Raw genomic sequence first — 15,882 nt, 5'->3', positions numbered from 1 at the left:
CTCCGCTTCGGGTCGAGCGGCGCGGGAGGAACAGAAAGTATTGTAATGGCGGGTCTATTTCCGCCGGACACGAACAAGAATTCGGGAAGGAAGACAGGCGGCAAAAGGGGCAGATCGTCCGGCAAGGTAGCCGATTTCCGCTACAAGCGTCCCTCGCAGTCCACTCCCCCGAGCAACGGTGCAGCGCCGAAAAGCGTCGCGCAGGTCATCCCCCAGGGGGATCGCAGCACGCGCCGCCAGGCCTATGCCGCGCTCGACCTGGGCACCAACAACTGCCGCCTGCTGATCGCCCGCCCCGAAGGCGAGCACTTCACCGTCATCGATGCCTTCAGCCGCGTGGTTCGCCTCGGCGAGGGACTGGCTGCCAGCGGCCGTCTTAGCGATGAGGCGATGGACCGCGCGCTCGGTGCACTGCAGGTCTGCGCCGAGAAACTGCGCCGCCGGAACGTGTTCCTTGCCCGCTCGGTGGCGACCGAAGCGTGCCGGCGTGCCGCGAACGGCGCCGCGTTCATCGACCGGGTGCGGGCCGAGACCGGCATCGCGCTCGACATCATCTCCGCGCAGGAAGAGGCGCGACTCGCCGTGCTCGGGTGCCACATCCTGCTGGAACAGGGGCACGGTCCCGCGGTCATCTTCGATATCGGCGGCGGGTCGACCGAACTCGTCCTGATCGAACCGGGCGAGCGGGTGCCGCGAATCATCGACTGGGCGAGCGTGCCCTGGGGCGTCGTCTCGCTGACCGATACCGTGGGCCGGGGCGAAGGGTCTTCGGAGGCCGATCGTCTCGAGCGCTACAATCGCATGCGGATGCTGGTGTCGGACAGCTTCGCCCCGTTTGCCGAGCGCGTCGTCGGCGCGTCGCGCGCCGAGGATATCCGCCTTCTCGGCACCAGCGGAACGGTCACGACGCTCGCCAGCCTGCACCTCGAGTTACCGCAATACGACCGCCGCGCGGTCGACGGCCTGATCGTCCCCGCCGCCTCGATGCGCGACATCAGCGTGCGGCTTTCCACGATGGCGCCGGAGGATCGCCGGCAACTGCCGTGCATCGGCAACGACCGCGCCGACCTCGTGGTGGCGGGTTGCGCCATCCTCGAATCGATCCTCGACATCTGGCCGGCCGAGAAGCTCGGCGTGGCCGACCGCGGCATCCGCGAAGGTATCCTGCGCAGCCTGATGGCGGGCAGCCTCACACCGATTCGCAGCCAATGACCCGGTCGGGAGGCCGGTCGGGCAAGGATCCCGGCAAGCGGGTGAAGACCGCGCGCGGTCGCACCGCATCCTCGAACCGCTGGCTGTCGCGCCAGCTCAACGATCCCTACGTCCGCCAGGCCAAGGCCGAGGGCTATCGCAGCCGCGCGGCCTATAAGCTGATCGAGCTCGATGAGAAGTTCGGCATCCTGAAGGGCGCGAAGCGCGTGGTCGATCTCGGCGTGGCGCCGGGCGGCTGGGCGCAAGTCGTGCGCAAGAAGCGCCCGCAGGCCGCGGTCGTCGGCATCGACCTTCTGCCCACCGAACCGCTCGAGGGCGCCACCTTCCTCGAGATGGATTTCATGGCCGACGCCGCCCCCGCCGCGCTGGTCGAGGCGCTCGGCGGACAGGCCGACCTCGTGCTGTCGGACATGGCGGCCAACACGGTGGGCCACAAGGCAACCGACCACCTGCGCACGATGGGCCTCGTCGAAGCGGCAGCCTGGTTTGCGGTCGAGAACCTGGAGCCGGGCGGCGCCTTCGTCGCCAAAGTCTTTGCCGGCGGCACCGACGCGGACATCCTCGCGCTGCTCAAGAAGCATTTCCGCTCCGTAAAGCATGCCAAGCCCCCTGCCAGTCGCAAGGACTCGAGCGAATGGTACGTCATCGCGCAGGGGTTCAAGGGAACCTGAGAGCATGCCAACCGTTGGGCGGTTCAAAGGGCCACCTCCATTTCGGGGTGAAGCTTCGTCGCGCGCGTCATGGTGGGCTGCTGCGGACGACTGAGCGACAACGAGCCCAGGAGTCGCACAATGGAAATGCGTTTAGTCGTCGCCTACGCGATCATCGCCGCGATCGCGATCGCCCTTGCGGTCGGCACCATGGTCTGGCGATCGCGGGTCCTCGAGCGCCGACGCATCATGCGTGGCCATTCGCGCCGGGCTTGATACCGATGGGCGCGCCCGAGCGCGCCCGACATCACTGAACCGGAACGGTGCTCTTCGCAGGGCCTTCGCCCGCGGGGGCTGCGACCGCGCCTGCCGCATCCGCGCCTGCCGTCGCCGCCGGACCTGCCGCCGCCGTCGGATCGCCGGCTGCGGCCGCTTCCGCATCTTCGGCCGCAGGGGCCGCGGCGGGGGTCGGCAAGGCCGGGCCGCCGCCCTGCTGCTTCATGTAGAGGATGATGTTGGCACGATCCTGCGCGTTCGACAGGCCGGCGAAGCTCATCTTCGTTCCCGCGGCGAATGCCTTCGGGCTCTTCAGCCAGGCATCCATGTTCTCGTAAGTCCACTCGCCGCCGTGGCCGGAGAGCGCGCTTGAATAGGCAAAGCCGGCAGCGTGCTTGCCGATCGGGGTTCCGAGCACTGCGTAGAGGTTCGGACCCTGCTTGGCAGCACCGCCCTGGTCGAAGGTGTGGCAGGTGCCGCAGCGGCCCTGCGCGGCCTTCTCGCCCGCAGCCACGTCGCCCGAGGCGAGCAGCGTCGCGAGATCCGGACCCGATTCCCCGCCGACGCCCTCTTCCTCGACGCCTTCGATGGGATAGCCCATCTCGTGCGGACGGTGGGGCTTGTCGGCCTGGAAGTACTTCGCGCTCACGCTCGAAAGGCCGAGCGCGATGATGCCGGAGAACAGGACCCAGCCAGCGGCGGTGTTGAAACGATCTTGCATGCGTGCAGTGATCCGCGATTAGGATTGGACGTGCGGGTTTGCGCCGCGCTCTAGTCAGCGCCGCCCCCGCGCGCAAGTGCCCTGACGCTCCCACTCCCCGTGAATGTGTCACTTTCGCCGGATGGCCGCTTGCGGCTCGATGGGCCCCCGGCTACGCGCCGCCGCGAGATGAGCAGTTTCCCCGCCCCCGCGCGCGCGATGGTCGAAGCGATGCAGGCGTCGGCCGCCGAGGACCCCGCACGCGCGGTCGCCTTCGCCGGAGCGCCCGGCGCGAACTCGCACCGCGCCGCGCTGGAGATGGTGCCCGGTTGCCTCCCGCTGCCGTGCTTCTCGTTCGAGGACGCGATCGACGCGGTGAAGGCTGGCCGCGCGGGCTGTGCGGCGATCCCGATCGAGAACAGCCAGCACGGCCGCGTGGCGGACATTCATTTCCTGCTCCCCGAAAGCGGCCTCAAGATCGTCGCCGAACACTTCCTGCGCATCAACCACGCCCTGATGGCGCTGTCCGAGGGCCCGTTCGAGGCCGCGTACAGCCACCCCCAGGCGCTGGGTCAGTCGCGCCGCTACTTGCGCGAGCGGGGCATCGTGCCGCTCAGCTATGCTGACACCGCCGGCGCGGCAGCCCACGTTGCCGAGCGCGGCGAGGCGGCCATCGCGGCCATCGCCCCGCCCCTTGCCGCCGAGCTCTACGGCCTGAAGATCGTGGAGAGCGACGTCGAGGATGCGGCCGACAACACCACCCGGTTCCTTCTCCTCGCAGCCGAGGCGCTGGACCCCGCCACGATCGGTCGGACCGCGATCACCACCTTCGTGTTCGAGGTGAAGAACGTGCCGGCCGCGCTCTACAAGGCGCTGGGAGGGTTCGCGACCAACGGGGTCAACATGACCAAGCTCGAAAGCTACCAGGCGGGCGCGAGCTTTTCGGCGACGATGTTCTATGCCGACATCATCGGCGCCCCGGGCGAGCCTGCCGTCGACCGCGCGCTCGAGGAACTGGCGTTTCATTGCAAGGAATTGCGCATGCTCGGCACATACCCGCAGGAACGCGCGCGGGGTTAGTTGCGCAGTAATGAGTGGCGTGCCACCACGGGCGATGTGACAAGCACGGGCGCAGGGGACATCGCGGACGCAGGCAAGGCGTGGGAAGCCGTGCGCGCCGACGATACCATCCAGTTCGCTCCCCTCCCCGTCCGACCGGAGAAGCCGCCGGAGCCGCCTGGGTGGCTCGAAGCGCTTTTCCGATGGCTCGGCGAAATGCTCGAACCCGTCGGCCGCGCATTCGGCATGAGCTGGCCGGTCTTCAAGTGGGTGCTGCTGGCGATCGGCATTGCGCTCGCGCTGCTGCTGGTATGGCGCATGGTCGCGCCGGCCCTCGGCTGGCGGCCGCAAAGGCGCGCCGAGATCGACGACGCCGGATGGACGCCCGAGGCCGCGGCGGCGCTCGCGCTGCTCGAGGACGCCGACCGGCTCGCGGCCGAGGGCCGCTACGACGAAGCGACCCATCTCCTTTTACAGCGAAGCGTCGGCCAGATCGCCGAGGCGCGTCCCGACCTCGTCGAACCGGCGACGACCGCGCGCGAGCTGTCGACGATCGCCGCGCTGCCCGAAGGCGCCCGGACCGCGTTCGGGGTGATCGCTGCCCGTGTCGAACGGAGCCTGTTCGCCCTGCGAGCGCTGGGCGTTGACGACTGGCAGGCCGCCCGCGCCGCCTATGCCGAGTTCGCGCTCGCGCCGATCGCACGAGCCCAGCCGTGAACGGCGCGTTCAACCCCCGCACGGTCCTCGGCGTCCTCGTGGTGGGCGCGCTCGCCTTTCTCGCGATGCTCTGGTTCATCGGCCAGGGCGATACCGGCTCGGGTCCGGACAACGGGGAGGCGCACGCGGCGGGTCATGGTCTGGCGGGATACGCGGGCCTCGCCGACTTGCTCGAGCGACAGGGGTACGAGGTCGAGCGATCGCGGAACCCGGGCCGGCTCGACGACGAGGTCCTGCTGGTGCTCACGCCGACCCCATGGACCGATGCCGACGACCTTGCCGAAGCCATCGGCAAGCGGCGCTACGCCGGCCCGACTCTCGTCATCCTCCCCAAGTGGTATGCCTTGCCGCTGCCGGGCGGCACCAAGGACGCGAAGAAAGGCTGGGTCCGCCTTGCGGGTGCCGGCGCACCGGGCTTTGCCAAGGACCTCGAGGACCAGCTCGAGATGGCAGTCAAGGTCGAGGCGCTGAAAGGCGGTCCGGCGGACTGGCAAGGGCTTGGCCTTGCCGGCGCGCTGCCCGATCGCGGGAAGGTCTTGGGCCTCGACGGCGGCCCCTTCGTCGGGCTGGTGAGCGATTCTGCCGGGCGTGACCTCGTCGGGTTCGCCGACGACCGAGGTTGCTACGCCGTGCTCGAGGACGCCGCCGGGGTGGAGCCGCTCGGCGAGGACGAGTGCGAGGCGAAGTGGGCGGTAACCGTCGCCTTCGAGCCAGACCTGTTCAACAACTGGGGCATGGCCGACCGCAACCGTGCGCAGCTCGCCGCCCGGGTCGTCGACCTGGCGAGCGAAGGCGAGGATTTCCCGATCGTGTTCGACCTGACGCTGGCGGGGCTCGGCGGGCAGCGGAACCTGCTGACGCTGGCGTTCACTCCGCCGTTCCTTGCCGCCACGCTGTGCCTGATCCTTGCGCTGGGCATCGTGGCGTGGCGCGCGTTCGGCCGGTTCGGGCCGCCGCTTCACGAAGGACGCGCGGTCGCGTTCGGCAAGACCCAGCTCGCGGCCAACTCCGCCGGCTTTTTGCGCCGCAGCGGGCGCCTGCACCTGCTCGCCGCCCCCTATGCTGCGATGATCGCGCGGCGTCTGGCGAACGCATTCGGGCTGCGCAGCGCGGATCCCCGGGCGATCGACGCCGCGCTGGCCCGGCGCGCGCCCGACGCAGCGCCTTTCTCGACCCTTGCCGCGCGGCTCGAGGCCGCACGGGGACCCAACGAATTGCTGCGCGCCGCGCACGCCCTCCACACGCTCGAAAGGACTGCCCGCTTATGACCATCCCGCTCGACGAAGTCCGCACGCTGGCCTCCGCAATCCGCGGCGAGGTGGCGAAGGCGGTCGTCGGCCAGGAGGAGGTGGTCGAGCACCTGCTCGTCGCCCTGCTGGCCGAAGGGCACGTGCTGCTCGAAGGGCCGCCGGGAACCGCCAAGACCCTGCTCGCGCAATGCTTCGCCGCTTCGCTGGGGCTCGACTTCGGCCGCATCCAGTTCACGCCCGACCTGTTGCCCGGCGACATCCTGGGATCGAACCTGTTCAATTTCCAGACGAGCCAGTTCACCCTCACCCGCGGGCCGATCTTCTGCGACCTGCTGCTGGCGGACGAGATCAACCGCACCCCGCCCAAGACGCAGGCCGCGCTGCTCGAAGCGATGCAGGAACGCCGCGTCACGCTCGATGGCGAAACCCACGCGCTGCCGTCGCACTTCATGGTGGTCGCGACGCAGAACCCGATCGAGAGCCAGGGCGTCTACCCCCTGCCAGAGGCGCAGCTCGACCGCTTTCTCTTCAAGCTCCTGGTGCCCTACCCCACGGCCGAGGAAGAGGCGGCGATCGTCGACCGCTTCGGCCAGCGTTTGGGCCCGCCGCGCCCTTCGGACTTCGGCATTGCGGCGGTCGCCGACGCGGCGCGGATCGACGCCGCGGGCGCGGCGCTCGATCAGGTGACGGTCGCGCCTGAGATCGTCGACTACGTCGTCCGGCTCGTGCGCGGCACCCGCGAAAGCGCCGACCTGTCGAGCGGCGCATCGCCGCGCGCCGCCGTCGCGCTGGCGGGAGCCGCCCGCGCCCGCGCTGCCCTCGAAGGGCGCGATTACGTTGTCCCGGACGACGTCAAGGCGCTCGCCACCGCCGTGCTACGCCACCGCCTCGTCCTCAGCCCTCCGGCCGAGATCGAGGGGCGCCTGGTCGAGGACCTCGTCGGCGAGCTGATCGAGCGGACCGAAGCGCCGAGGTGATGCCCTCGTGATCGTCCCCACTGCCCGCACGGCATGGATCGCGGCGCTGTTCGCGCCGGTGGCGCTGATCGTCGCGGCCTCGACCCCGGGCGCCTGGACGGTCGCCCCGGCGGCGGCGCTGGTGCTTGTGTTGCTGGTACTGCTCGACGGCGCGATGGCGGGACGACTGATCGAATGGCGGGTCGTCGCGCCGGCCGACAGCGAGGTGGGTGAGCCGCTGGTGGTGCGGGTGCTGGTCGACCTTGCGGGCCGCGTGCCGGGCGGATCGATCGAAGCCACTCTCGCATTCGATCCGCGCCTCGATCCCTCGGGCCGCACCGCGATGGCGCTTGGCCCGGCCGACGGCGCATGGCAGGGCGAAGCGACCGTCAGGCCGGTGCGCCGCGGGACGGCGCCGCTGGAGCGCGTCTGGCTCCGCTGGAGCGGTCCGCTCGGCCTCGGCGCGCGACTGGCCACGCACTCCCTCGACCAGGCGGTGCGCATCTGGCCCGACCTTTCGCCCGTCCGCAGCCCGGCGCTTCAGCATTTCATGCGCGACGCCTCGCTCGGCACCGTCGCCCGGCGCATCCGCGGCGAAGGCACCCAGTTCGAGGCGCTCAGCGAATACCAGCCGGGCATGGACCGGCGGCGGATCGACTGGAAGTCGAGCGCACGCCACTCGCGGCTCTATGCCCGCGAGAACGAGGCCGAGCGCAACAACCAGATCGTCTTCGCCTTCGACTGCGGGCAGGCCATGTGCGAGCCGGTCGAGGGATTGCCGCGGATCGATCGCGCGGTCAGCGCCGCGCTCACCGCCGCCTGGGTGGCGATCAAGGGCGGCGACCGGGTGAGCCTGTTCGGCTTTGCCCGGCGGCCCGAAGTCATGACCCCGTTCTATGGTGAGACGCGCGCATTCCACCGCCTGCAATCGGCCGCCGCCGCGCTCGATTACCGTGCCGAGGAGCCGAACTTCACGCTCGCCCTGGCGACGCTCGCGGCGCGCCTCAGGCGGCGCAGCATGATCGTCCTGTTCTCGGAGTTCTCCGATCCGACGAGCGCCGAGCTGATGGTGGAGAGCCTCGGGCGGCTAGTCGACAAGCATCTCGTCCTGTTCGTGACCGTCGAGGACAGCGAACTCGCCGCGATCCAGCGCGAAGAGCCTGCCACGATCGACGCGCTGGCCACCGCGGTCGCCGCGGACACCCTCGCCCGCCAGCGCGCGCTGGTGCTCCAGCGCCTGCGCCAGCTGGGCATCGACGTGATCGAAGCGCCGTGGGACGCGATCGGATATCGCCTCATCGACCGCTACCTCGACGCAAAGCGCAAGGGAGCGATCGCGTGACCGCACTTGCCACCGATGGAGGGGCGATCGAGGCCGCGGTGCTGCGCTCGGACCGGTTTCGCCTGGCGCGCGAGGACGACTGGAAGCGGCTCGAACGCATCGTCGGCGAGATGGAGAAGGGGCGTTTCCGCAAGCTGTCGGACGAGGACGTGCTGGCACTTCCCGCGCTCTACCGCACGGCCGCATCGAGCCTGTCGGTCGCGCGCGAGACGTCGCTCGATGCGGCAACCCTCGCCTACCTTGAGGGTCTCGTGCAGCGGGCCTGGTACCAGGTCTACGGCCCGCGGCAGGGTTTCGCCCGGTGGTTCGCCGAATTTCTCGGCGGAGGCCTCAGCGCCGCGGTGCGCGGCATCTGGCTCGACATATGCATTGCCCTCGCGGTCATGATCGCGGGCGGCATCGCGGGCTGGCTGCTCGTCCATCAGAACGAGGACTGGTACTGGACCCTCGTCCCGAGCCAGTTCGCCGACACCCGTGTGCCGGGAGCCAGCCGCGAAGTTCTGCTGAAGGCGCTCGGCACCGAAGAGACCGCGGCTGGCCTCAGCGGCTTCGCGGCATTCCTCTTCCAGAACAACGCCGGGGTTGCGATCCTCGCCTTCGCACTGGGGTTCGCCTTTGGAATTCCGACGCTGATGCTGCTGCTGAAGGAAATGGCGACGCTCGGCGCGATGATATGGCTGTTTTCGACACAGGATCTGACGCTGGATTTCATCGCCTGGCTGTCGGTCCACGGCACGACCGAACTGTTTGCGATCCTGCTCGCCGGTGCGGCGGGACTCCATGTCGGGCGCGCGATGGCGTTTCCCGGAGACCGCTCGGTGATGGCCGCGACCGCCGCCGCCGGGAGACGCGCGGCTACGGTCATGGCCGGGGTCGTGCTCATGCTGGTTATCGCCGCGCTGCTCGAAGCGTTCCCGCGCCAGCTCGTGGGGGAAACGTGGGAGCGACTGACGATCGGCGGCGCGATGCTCGCCGGCTGGCTCGCCTACTTCTTCGCGTTCCGCCGCAGACCCTCGGGGCAGGCATCGTGACCGCGGCATCGGCACGATACGATGCGAAGCGTCGGCGCACGGTGGTGACACCCGAGGGCATTGCCCTGCCCTTCGTGCTCGCGACGCGCGGCGCAAGGGCGGGGGCGCTGTTCATCGACTACCTCATCCTGCTGTTGGGGACGATCGCGGTCACGACGCTTTTCGCATGGGTCGCGGGCGGCCTCCAAGGGCTCGACGATGGCGGCCGGAAGGGCGGCGCAGGCGAATTCCTGCAGATCGTGTGGATGCTGTTCTGGTTCCTTGCGTGGAATGGCTACTTCCTCGCATTCGAGCTCGGTCCACGGGGAGCGACGCCGGGCAAGCGCATCCTGGGCATCCGGGTGGCCGCCCGCCCCGAGCAATCCGGAGGCGGCGGCAGGTTGACCGCGGAGGCGGTGATCGCGCGAAACCTGCTGCGCGACATCGAGCTGTTCCTTCCCCTCGTCCTGCTCCTGGTCGCACCCAGCGGCGAAGCCGGTTCGGCGGGGATCGCCGGGCTCGTGTGGCTCCTCGTCTTCGCGCTGTTTCCGTTCTTCAACCGCGACTCGCTGCGGGCCGGCGACCTTGTGGCGGGCACTTGGGTGGTCGAGGCGCCGCGGACCAGGCTGGCGCAGGCGCTCTCGATCGAAGGCGCGGCACGCGGTCCCAGCGCAGCGACCGGTGCGACCTATCGCTTCGGAGATGCGGACCTCGCCGTCTATGGCGAGCACGAGCTCCAGACGCTGGAACGCGTGTTGCGCGAGAATCGGCCGGAAGCGATCGTATCGGTCCACGCTGCGATCTGCCGAAAGATCGGGTGGGATCCGGGCTCCGGCGACGAACGCGCGTTCCTGGAAGCCTATTACGCGCAGCTGCGCGCCCGGCTCGAGGGAGGGATGCGCTTCGGCAAGCGAAAGGCGGACAAGTTCAGCACCGGCTGAACCCGCCCGCCTTTTCCCCCTGCCTGAGAGGCTAGGTTACTTCTTCCATTCCTGCTTGCGCAGCAGCATCGAGCCGCCGACGGTGCGGTAGGTCGCACGCCCAGCCGATTCCTCCTGCAGCTTCTGCTCGGTCCGCTTGTAGCGTTCCATCATGATCTTACGGCGCTTCTCGCCTTCCGCATTGTCGATGAACTTCGGGAAATAGCGGACGATGTAGATGTCCGGCTCGCCCTTGCGCGGGAATTCGTTGGTCAGCAGTTCGTAGCGGGTGTTCCAACCCTGCGCGACGAAGAAGTCCTCGTTCGCGCGCCACTCGCCGGCGAGCCATTGGGCATAGCGCAGCGCGGCGCCGTCGCTCAGTTCGATGCCGGTCACTTCGACATAGTCGCCGCCAACGAGCGGATACGGATCGTCCTGCGCGAAGGCCGGAACCGAAACGACCAAAGCAGCCGCACCCAAGGCGGCCAGTCCGAGTTTCATCATCTGATATTCTCCCCAAAGCGACCCGCGCAAAAGCGCGCTCCTGCATGCTTTGGAGTCGGGCGACCCTTCGAATAGCCCCTATTGTACGGGCCGGCCCCAAGCCCTTGCACATTACCGGTAATTCCCGGCATGTCGAGTCTGCCGACCGCGGTCATTCGTTCGGCTTTCAGGGATAGCTTACCGATGCGAGGTTACTCCGTCCTGCACGATGATCTGACCGGTTCCGCGGTTCTTGCACTTCTCCAACTGCATCTCGACGAGATGCATCGCTGGTCTCCTGCGTGCAAAGTTCACGCGATGCCCGCCGAACGACTGCGCGCATCGGATGTGACGTTCTATTCCGCCTGGGACGGAAACGAACTGGCAGCGGTGGGTGCACTCAAGGATCTCGGAGACGGGCACGGCGAGCTGAAGTCGATGCGCGCCGCTCCGGCGTATCGCGGCAAGGGCGCGGGCCGCGCGATGCTCGACCATCTGATTGCCGAAGCCAAGGCGCGCGGAATGACCTGGCTCGGGCTCGAAACCGGCCGCCCTGCCCCGTTTGCCGATGCCCATCGTCTCTACGCTGCCAACGGATTTGCCGAATGCGCGCCCTTCGGAGACTATGTCTCCGACGAATTCAGCCTGTGCATGGAGAAGCGCCTGTGAGGATCGATCGGAGGGGCATCATCGTCGGCGCGGCGGCGGTCGCGGCGAGCGGCTGCGTGCCTCTGAATACCGCGCCCGACGGCAGGCTGGAGGCCAAGCTGCGGCTGATCGAGGTCGCCGCCGGCGGGCGCTTGGGGGTCGCGTTCGTCGACCCGGTCCAGCGGCTGACGCTGGGATACCGGGCGGGCGAACGCTTTCCGATGGCCTCGACATTCAAGGCCTCGCTCGCCGCGCTGTTGCTGGCGAAGGCGGACGATGTCGATGCCGACAGGGTCATGCGCTGGACCGAGGCGGACCTTCAGTCCTATGCCCCGTTCGCGAAAGAGCGACTGGCGACCGGCGCAACCTTGCGCGAACTGGCGCAGGCAGCGGTGGAGGCTTCGGATAACACCGCGGCGAACCTGCTGCTCGCGCGTCTCGGCGGCCCTGCGGCGCTCACCGCTTTCTGGCGCGCGTTCGGCGACGATGTCAGCCGCCTCGACGACATCGAACCGCAGCTCAATTTCGTGCCGCAAGGCGATCCGCGCAACACCACCACCCCCGCCGCGATGGCAGGCACGATTGGGCGGTTGCTGGGCGAAAGCGTGCTTCCGGTCCCATCGCGAGCGAGTTTGCGCAAATGGCTGGCGGGTGCGACGACCGGCCTCACGAAAGTCCGCGCAGGCGTGCCGAGCACTTGGGAAGCAGGCGACAAGACTGGCAACAGCGGCAACTGGCCGGGCATGGGTTATGCCCGCGGCGATATCGGCTATGTGGTCGGGCCTGCTTCCGAGCCGATCGCATTCGCGGTGTATCACCAGTCGCCGGTGGACGCCCCGATCGCCGCCGCAAAAGTCGACGAGGCCTTTGCCGAGGTCGGGCGCACGCTTACCACGTGGGTCCGCCGCAATTACACGATCGTGCTGACCTGACCGGTCACTCGTCGGCGAAGATCGCCACTTCGTTGAGGCCGTTGGCAGTGGCCCGGCCGCGGTACATGCCCGGAGTGTTCATCGAGAACACGGGCTCTCCGCTGGGGCTGACGACGATGACGCCGCCGTCTCCGCCGAGTTCGCCGACCTCGGCAATCACGCCATCGACGATGCCCTGAAGTACTTCGGTCGTCAGCGGCACGTCCTGCGTTTCGCCGGCCAGGGTCATGCGGCGCGCGGCCTTGACCCGCTCACAGATCGAATGGGCGACCGCCACGCGGATGAAGTATTCGCCCGACCCGGTCGCGCTTACAGCGCACGAGGCGTCGTCGGCATAAGTGCCGGCACCGATCAGCGGGCTGTCGCCGATGCGGCCCCACCGCTTGCCGGTCATACCTCCGGTCGAAGTACCCGCCGCGAGGTGGCCCGCGCTGTCACGTGCAACCGCACCGACGGTGCCGTACTTGAACTCGACATCGAGCGCGGACAGGTTCTTCGCCTTAAGCCTTTCGAGCTGCTCGCGCCGTTCCTCGGTGGCGAAAAATTCGGGCGGGACGATCTCCAGATCGCGGTCCATCGCGAACTCTTCGGCGCCCTTGCCCGACAGGAGCACGTGGCGTCCGTCTTGCATCACCGCCTTGGCGAGCAGGATGGGGTGGCGGACGACATGGACGCCTGCGATCGCACCGGCCTTGCGCCCGTTTCCGTCCATGATCGAGGCGTCGAGCTCGTTGATCCCCTCCCAGGTGAACACCGCCCCGCGGCCGGCGTTGAACTTGGGATCGTCCTCGAGGATCGTGATCGCTGCGGTCACCGCGTCGATCGACGTTCCGCCCTCGCGGAGGACCTTGGACCCTGCGTCGAGCGCAGCCTGCAGCGCGGTCCGGTACTCCGCCTGCTTCTCGGGTGTCATGCGGTCGCGCTGCAGGACGCCCGCACCGCCGTGGATCGCAAAGCTCCAGTCCGGCTTGGAAGGAGCATCGTGCGCCAAGGCCGGCATCGTGAATGTCATGGCGAGCCCCAGGATGGCGAGGAGAGATTTCCGCATTCCGGCGGGATAGCCGTCCGCAAGGGGTCTGTCGACGACTGCGCGCGAAGGCGACTTATCCACCGCCCGATTTCGCGAATTACCCTACGACATGATAGACTTGTGGCCTTATCGCTGAAGGGGAGAGCGGTGTTATGCAAATGGGAAGTTATCGCTTCGACGAAGCCCTGGCCTTGGAGATCGGGCAGAAGATCCTGCTCGCTCTGGCAGTCCTGGTCGCGACCTGGCTCCTGGCGCGAGCCGCCAAGTGGGCATTCGCAAAACTGGTCGACAACGTCGGCTTCTTCCGGCGTGCTACAGGGAGTGGTGCGAGCCTGGGAGAAAGCCTCGGCAAGATCGTAGGGCTGCTGATCTGGCTGTTCGGCCTGATGGTGATCCTGAGCGTTCTGGGCCTCGGCAACGTGGTCGGCCCGCTCGACACCTTGCTCGACAACGTCATGGCGTTCCTGCCGCGGCTCGTCGGTGCCGGGCTGATCTTCTTCATCGGCCTCATGATCGCCCGCATCGTGCGCGACATTGTTGTCACCGCCTTGCAGACGGTCGACTTCGACAAGTGGGCCAACCGTGGCGGCGTCGACACGATGACCGGCAACACCGCGATTTCGACCACGATCGGCACGATAGTCTATGCCCTGATCGTGATCTTCGTATCGATCCTGGCCCTCGACGCGCTCGACCTCGAAAGCGTCTCGGCACCTGCGAGCGGGATGCTCCAGCTCATCTTCGACGCGATCCCGCGGATCATCGGCGCGGCGCTGCTGCTCGGCATCGGCTACCTCATCAGCAAGTTCGTCGTGACGCTGATCAAGGAGGTGCTCGTCGGACTGGGCGTGGACCGGGCGATCGGCGCGACCGAGCTGCTGCCCGACAACACCACCGCGACCGACGTCATCGCACGGGTCACTCAGATCGCCATCGTGCTTTTCTTTGCCATCGCCGCGACCCGGTTGCTCGGTTTCCCCGAGCTGACCGCCATCCTCGACCAGGTGCTCGAGCTCGGCGGCCGTGTAGTCTTCGGCGCGGTCGTGATCATGGTCGGCTTCCTGATCGCGCGCCTTCTGGTGCGGATGATCAGCGGCGCGGGCGAGGAGAGCCTGGCGGCCACCATCGTGAAGTTCGCGACGATCTTCGTATTCACCTTCATGGGTCTCAGCTTCATGCAGGTGGGCGACGAGATCGTCAGGATATTCTTCGCCGCGCTGGTGATCGGCGGGGCAGTGGCGGCGGCGCTGGCCTTCGGGCTCGGCGGGCGCGACTGGGCAGGCCGCAAACTGGAGCAATGGGACGCCGAGCTGCCGGGCGGGCGCAGCCCGAGCGCGCGCACGCGCAAAACGGACGTTCCGCCCACGGTCTGACTTCAACCGGGATGGGAATTCGCCTACGGGGCGCAGGAGATGATCCTGCGCCCCGCTTCCTTGAACGATGTGGAAGAGCTGGTCTCGGTCGGCCGGCGCAGCTTCGCGGATGCATTCGGCCATCTCTATGCGCCCGAGGATCTCGAGAAGTTCTTCACGGAATGGCGCACGCAGGAGCGGTTCGCGGCCGCGGTCGAAGACGCCGATACGAGCCTGACGGTCTGCGAAATCGGCGGCGCGATCGTCGGGTACAGCCTGACCGTGGTCGGCAAGGGCATGGAGGAGCGGCCCGAACCCAAGCCAGCGTCGCCGGCCTTCCTCAACCAGCTCTACTGCCTGCAATCGGCGACCGGCCAAGGCATCGGCGCGGCGCTGATGGATGAGGTGATCAGCGAAGCGCGCCGGCGCTCCTGCGACGCCATCCAGCTATCGGTCTACAGCGAGAACTTCGGCGCCCAGCGATTCTATCAGCGGTACGGCTTCGTCAAGGTCGCGGACATAGACTTCTGGGTCGGCAATCACCGCGACGACGAGTTCCTGTACGAACTGCGCCTCTGAAGCCCTAGACCGCAGCGGGCGACCTGTTGGCGTCGCCCTTCTGACGCCAGGCCATGCGCTCGACGTGGAAGAATGCGACGACCATCAGGAAGGTCAGGTTGAGGAAGGCGAATTCCCCTCCGTCTTCCAGCCAGGCCTGGAAATTGGTCTGGGCAAGTGTGTGCGGACCCCACGTGACCATCATGTCCACGACCACCCCGAAAACCGCTGCGCAGCCGATGCCGCAGGCGATGTAGAGACTGCGCACCGCGGCCCGTGCCTGTGCCCCGAATACCGCGCTCGCCAGACCGATCAGCCAGAACCCGCCGATCATACCGAAAAACAGCATTTCGCCGATATCGTTGGCGTGCACCGGAGAATTGGCCGGGAGCGAAATGAACGGTGCGACCCAGTGTCCGAACTCCTCATGGAATTCCATCAGGTTGTCGAGCGTCAGCCAGACCATCAGAAGCGCGTTCGCAAGGTAGGCAGTCTGGCCCAGCCGGCGCCACATTGCGAAAAGCATCAGCGCACTCGAACCCGTCAGCGCGTACTCGAAGCACTCGCCAAGGCTGTGATCCTGCGAGATGAAGAACTGGGCGGGCAAGGCCGCGCCGGTCGCGTCTCCGTAATGCGCGGCAAGGTCGAGCCCGACGATGACCCCAACGAACGGTCCCAGCCAAAGGATCGCCGTGCGGATCGCCGGGCTCGTCAGAATGGCAAGAACTTCACTGCGGGCTTCGCCAGCGAGCGAATACATCCAGGCGATCAGGGCACGGTTCATCCG

At 67.9% G+C, this 15,882-nt stretch carries 18 protein-coding genes; 14 read left to right on the top strand and 4 right to left on the bottom strand.

Annotated elements, in window-relative coordinates:
• Positions 1-45: 45 nt before the first annotated feature.
• From A6F68_RS05875 to A6F68_RS15370, 3 genes are all read left to right on the top strand, one after another.
• The gene (locus A6F68_RS05875) at positions 46-1,212 is read left to right on the top strand and encodes a Ppx/GppA phosphatase family protein (RefSeq protein WP_067677329.1); all 1,167 of its coding nucleotides are present in this window, start codon (positions 46-48) and stop codon (positions 1,210-1,212) included.
• Positions 1,209-1,883 carry an RlmE family RNA methyltransferase gene (locus tag A6F68_RS05870; RefSeq protein WP_067677327.1) on the top strand — a complete coding sequence of 225 codons (675 nt, stop codon included), beginning with the start codon at positions 1,209-1,211 and terminating at the stop codon, positions 1,881-1,883. The genes A6F68_RS05875 and A6F68_RS05870 overlap by 4 nt, the downstream gene beginning before the upstream one ends.
• A 120-nt stretch (positions 1,884-2,003) precedes the next feature.
• Positions 2,004-2,138, top strand: a complete 135-nt coding sequence (locus tag A6F68_RS15370) for a hypothetical protein (protein WP_257784461.1) — start codon at positions 2,004-2,006, stop codon at positions 2,136-2,138.
• A 31-nt stretch (positions 2,139-2,169) separates the two neighbouring features.
• Here A6F68_RS15370 and A6F68_RS05865 read toward each other — a convergent pair whose 3' ends face one another.
• Positions 2,170-2,859, bottom strand: coding sequence for a c-type cytochrome (locus tag A6F68_RS05865; protein WP_067677325.1), 690 nt, complete (start codon positions 2,857-2,859; stop codon positions 2,170-2,172).
• A 168-nt stretch (positions 2,860-3,027) separates the two neighbouring features.
• Here A6F68_RS05865 and A6F68_RS05860 point away from each other — a divergent pair, with 168 nt between their 5' ends.
• The 7 genes from A6F68_RS05860 to A6F68_RS05830 are packed head-to-tail and all read left to right on the top strand — an operon-like array spanning position 3,028 to position 10,113.
• Complete coding sequence (locus A6F68_RS05860) at positions 3,028-3,918, top strand: prephenate dehydratase (RefSeq protein WP_067677323.1); 891 nt, start codon at positions 3,028-3,030, stop codon at positions 3,916-3,918.
• A gap of 36 nt (positions 3,919-3,954) precedes the next feature.
• A complete protein-coding gene (locus tag A6F68_RS05855) occupies positions 3,955-4,614 on the top strand; it encodes a hypothetical protein (protein WP_067677321.1) in 660 nt (219 codons plus the stop codon).
• Complete coding sequence (locus A6F68_RS05850; protein WP_067677319.1) at positions 4,611-5,882, top strand: DUF4350 domain-containing protein; 1,272 nt, start codon at positions 4,611-4,613, stop codon at positions 5,880-5,882. Before A6F68_RS05855 ends, A6F68_RS05850 begins: the two co-directional genes overlap by 4 nt.
• On the top strand, positions 5,879-6,841 hold the full coding sequence (locus A6F68_RS05845; protein ID WP_067677317.1) for an AAA family ATPase: 963 nt from the start codon (positions 5,879-5,881) through the stop codon (positions 6,839-6,841). The genes A6F68_RS05850 and A6F68_RS05845 overlap by 4 nt, the downstream gene beginning before the upstream one ends.
• Positions 6,842-6,848: 7 nt before the next feature.
• The gene (locus A6F68_RS05840; protein ID WP_067677315.1) at positions 6,849-8,162 is read left to right on the top strand and encodes a DUF58 domain-containing protein; all 1,314 of its coding nucleotides are present in this window, start codon (positions 6,849-6,851) and stop codon (positions 8,160-8,162) included.
• Positions 8,159-9,193, top strand: coding sequence for a stage II sporulation protein M (locus tag A6F68_RS05835; protein ID WP_067677313.1), 1,035 nt, complete (start codon positions 8,159-8,161; stop codon positions 9,191-9,193). Before A6F68_RS05840 ends, A6F68_RS05835 begins: the two co-directional genes overlap by 4 nt.
• Positions 9,190-10,113, top strand: coding sequence for an RDD family protein (locus A6F68_RS05830; protein ID WP_067677311.1), 924 nt, complete (start codon positions 9,190-9,192; stop codon positions 10,111-10,113). Before A6F68_RS05835 ends, A6F68_RS05830 begins: the two co-directional genes overlap by 4 nt.
• Positions 10,114-10,149: 36 nt before the next feature.
• Here A6F68_RS05830 and A6F68_RS05825 read toward each other — a convergent pair whose 3' ends face one another.
• A complete protein-coding gene (locus A6F68_RS05825; RefSeq protein WP_067677309.1) occupies positions 10,150-10,596 on the bottom strand; it encodes a hypothetical protein in 447 nt (148 codons plus the stop codon).
• Between the two features lie 183 nt (positions 10,597-10,779).
• On the opposite strand from A6F68_RS05825, the gene A6F68_RS05820 reads away from it, so the two are divergent.
• Together A6F68_RS05820 and bla are read left to right on the top strand one after the other, a co-directional pair.
• Complete coding sequence (locus A6F68_RS05820) at positions 10,780-11,244, top strand: GNAT family N-acetyltransferase (protein WP_067677307.1); 465 nt, start codon at positions 10,780-10,782, stop codon at positions 11,242-11,244.
• The gene (gene bla, locus A6F68_RS05815) at positions 11,241-12,155 is read left to right on the top strand and encodes a class A beta-lactamase (RefSeq protein WP_067677305.1); all 915 of its coding nucleotides are present in this window, start codon (positions 11,241-11,243) and stop codon (positions 12,153-12,155) included. The genes A6F68_RS05820 and bla overlap by 4 nt, the downstream gene beginning before the upstream one ends.
• A gap of 4 nt (positions 12,156-12,159) precedes the next feature.
• On the opposite strand, the gene A6F68_RS05810 is transcribed toward bla, so the two are convergent.
• A complete protein-coding gene (locus A6F68_RS05810; RefSeq protein WP_198152692.1) occupies positions 12,160-13,203 on the bottom strand; it encodes an isoaspartyl peptidase/L-asparaginase family protein in 1,044 nt (347 codons plus the stop codon).
• Positions 13,204-13,343: 140 nt separating this feature from the next.
• Here A6F68_RS05810 and A6F68_RS05805 point away from each other — a divergent pair, with 140 nt between their 5' ends.
• Together A6F68_RS05805 and A6F68_RS05800 are read left to right on the top strand one after the other, a co-directional pair.
• Entirely contained in the window at positions 13,344-14,558 is a 1,215-nt protein-coding gene (locus tag A6F68_RS05805; RefSeq protein WP_232308206.1) for a mechanosensitive ion channel, read from the top strand.
• A 39-nt stretch (positions 14,559-14,597) separates the two neighbouring features.
• Positions 14,598-15,116, top strand: coding sequence for a GNAT family N-acetyltransferase (locus A6F68_RS05800; RefSeq protein WP_067677301.1), 519 nt, complete (start codon positions 14,598-14,600; stop codon positions 15,114-15,116).
• A 4-nt stretch (positions 15,117-15,120) separates the two neighbouring features.
• Here the strand turns inward: A6F68_RS05800 and A6F68_RS05795 are convergent, their stop codons facing one another.
• Positions 15,121-15,879 (bottom strand): hypothetical protein, encoded by a 759-nt coding sequence (locus tag A6F68_RS05795; RefSeq protein WP_067677299.1) that lies wholly within the window; start codon positions 15,877-15,879, stop codon positions 15,121-15,123.
• Positions 15,880-15,882 lie beyond the last annotated feature (3 nt).

The organism is Tsuneonella dongtanensis (genome assembly GCF_001698205.1).
GTDB lineage: Bacteria > Pseudomonadota > Alphaproteobacteria > Sphingomonadales > Sphingomonadaceae > Tsuneonella > Tsuneonella dongtanensis.
This window is presented reverse-complemented; position numbering and strand designations above follow the sequence as displayed.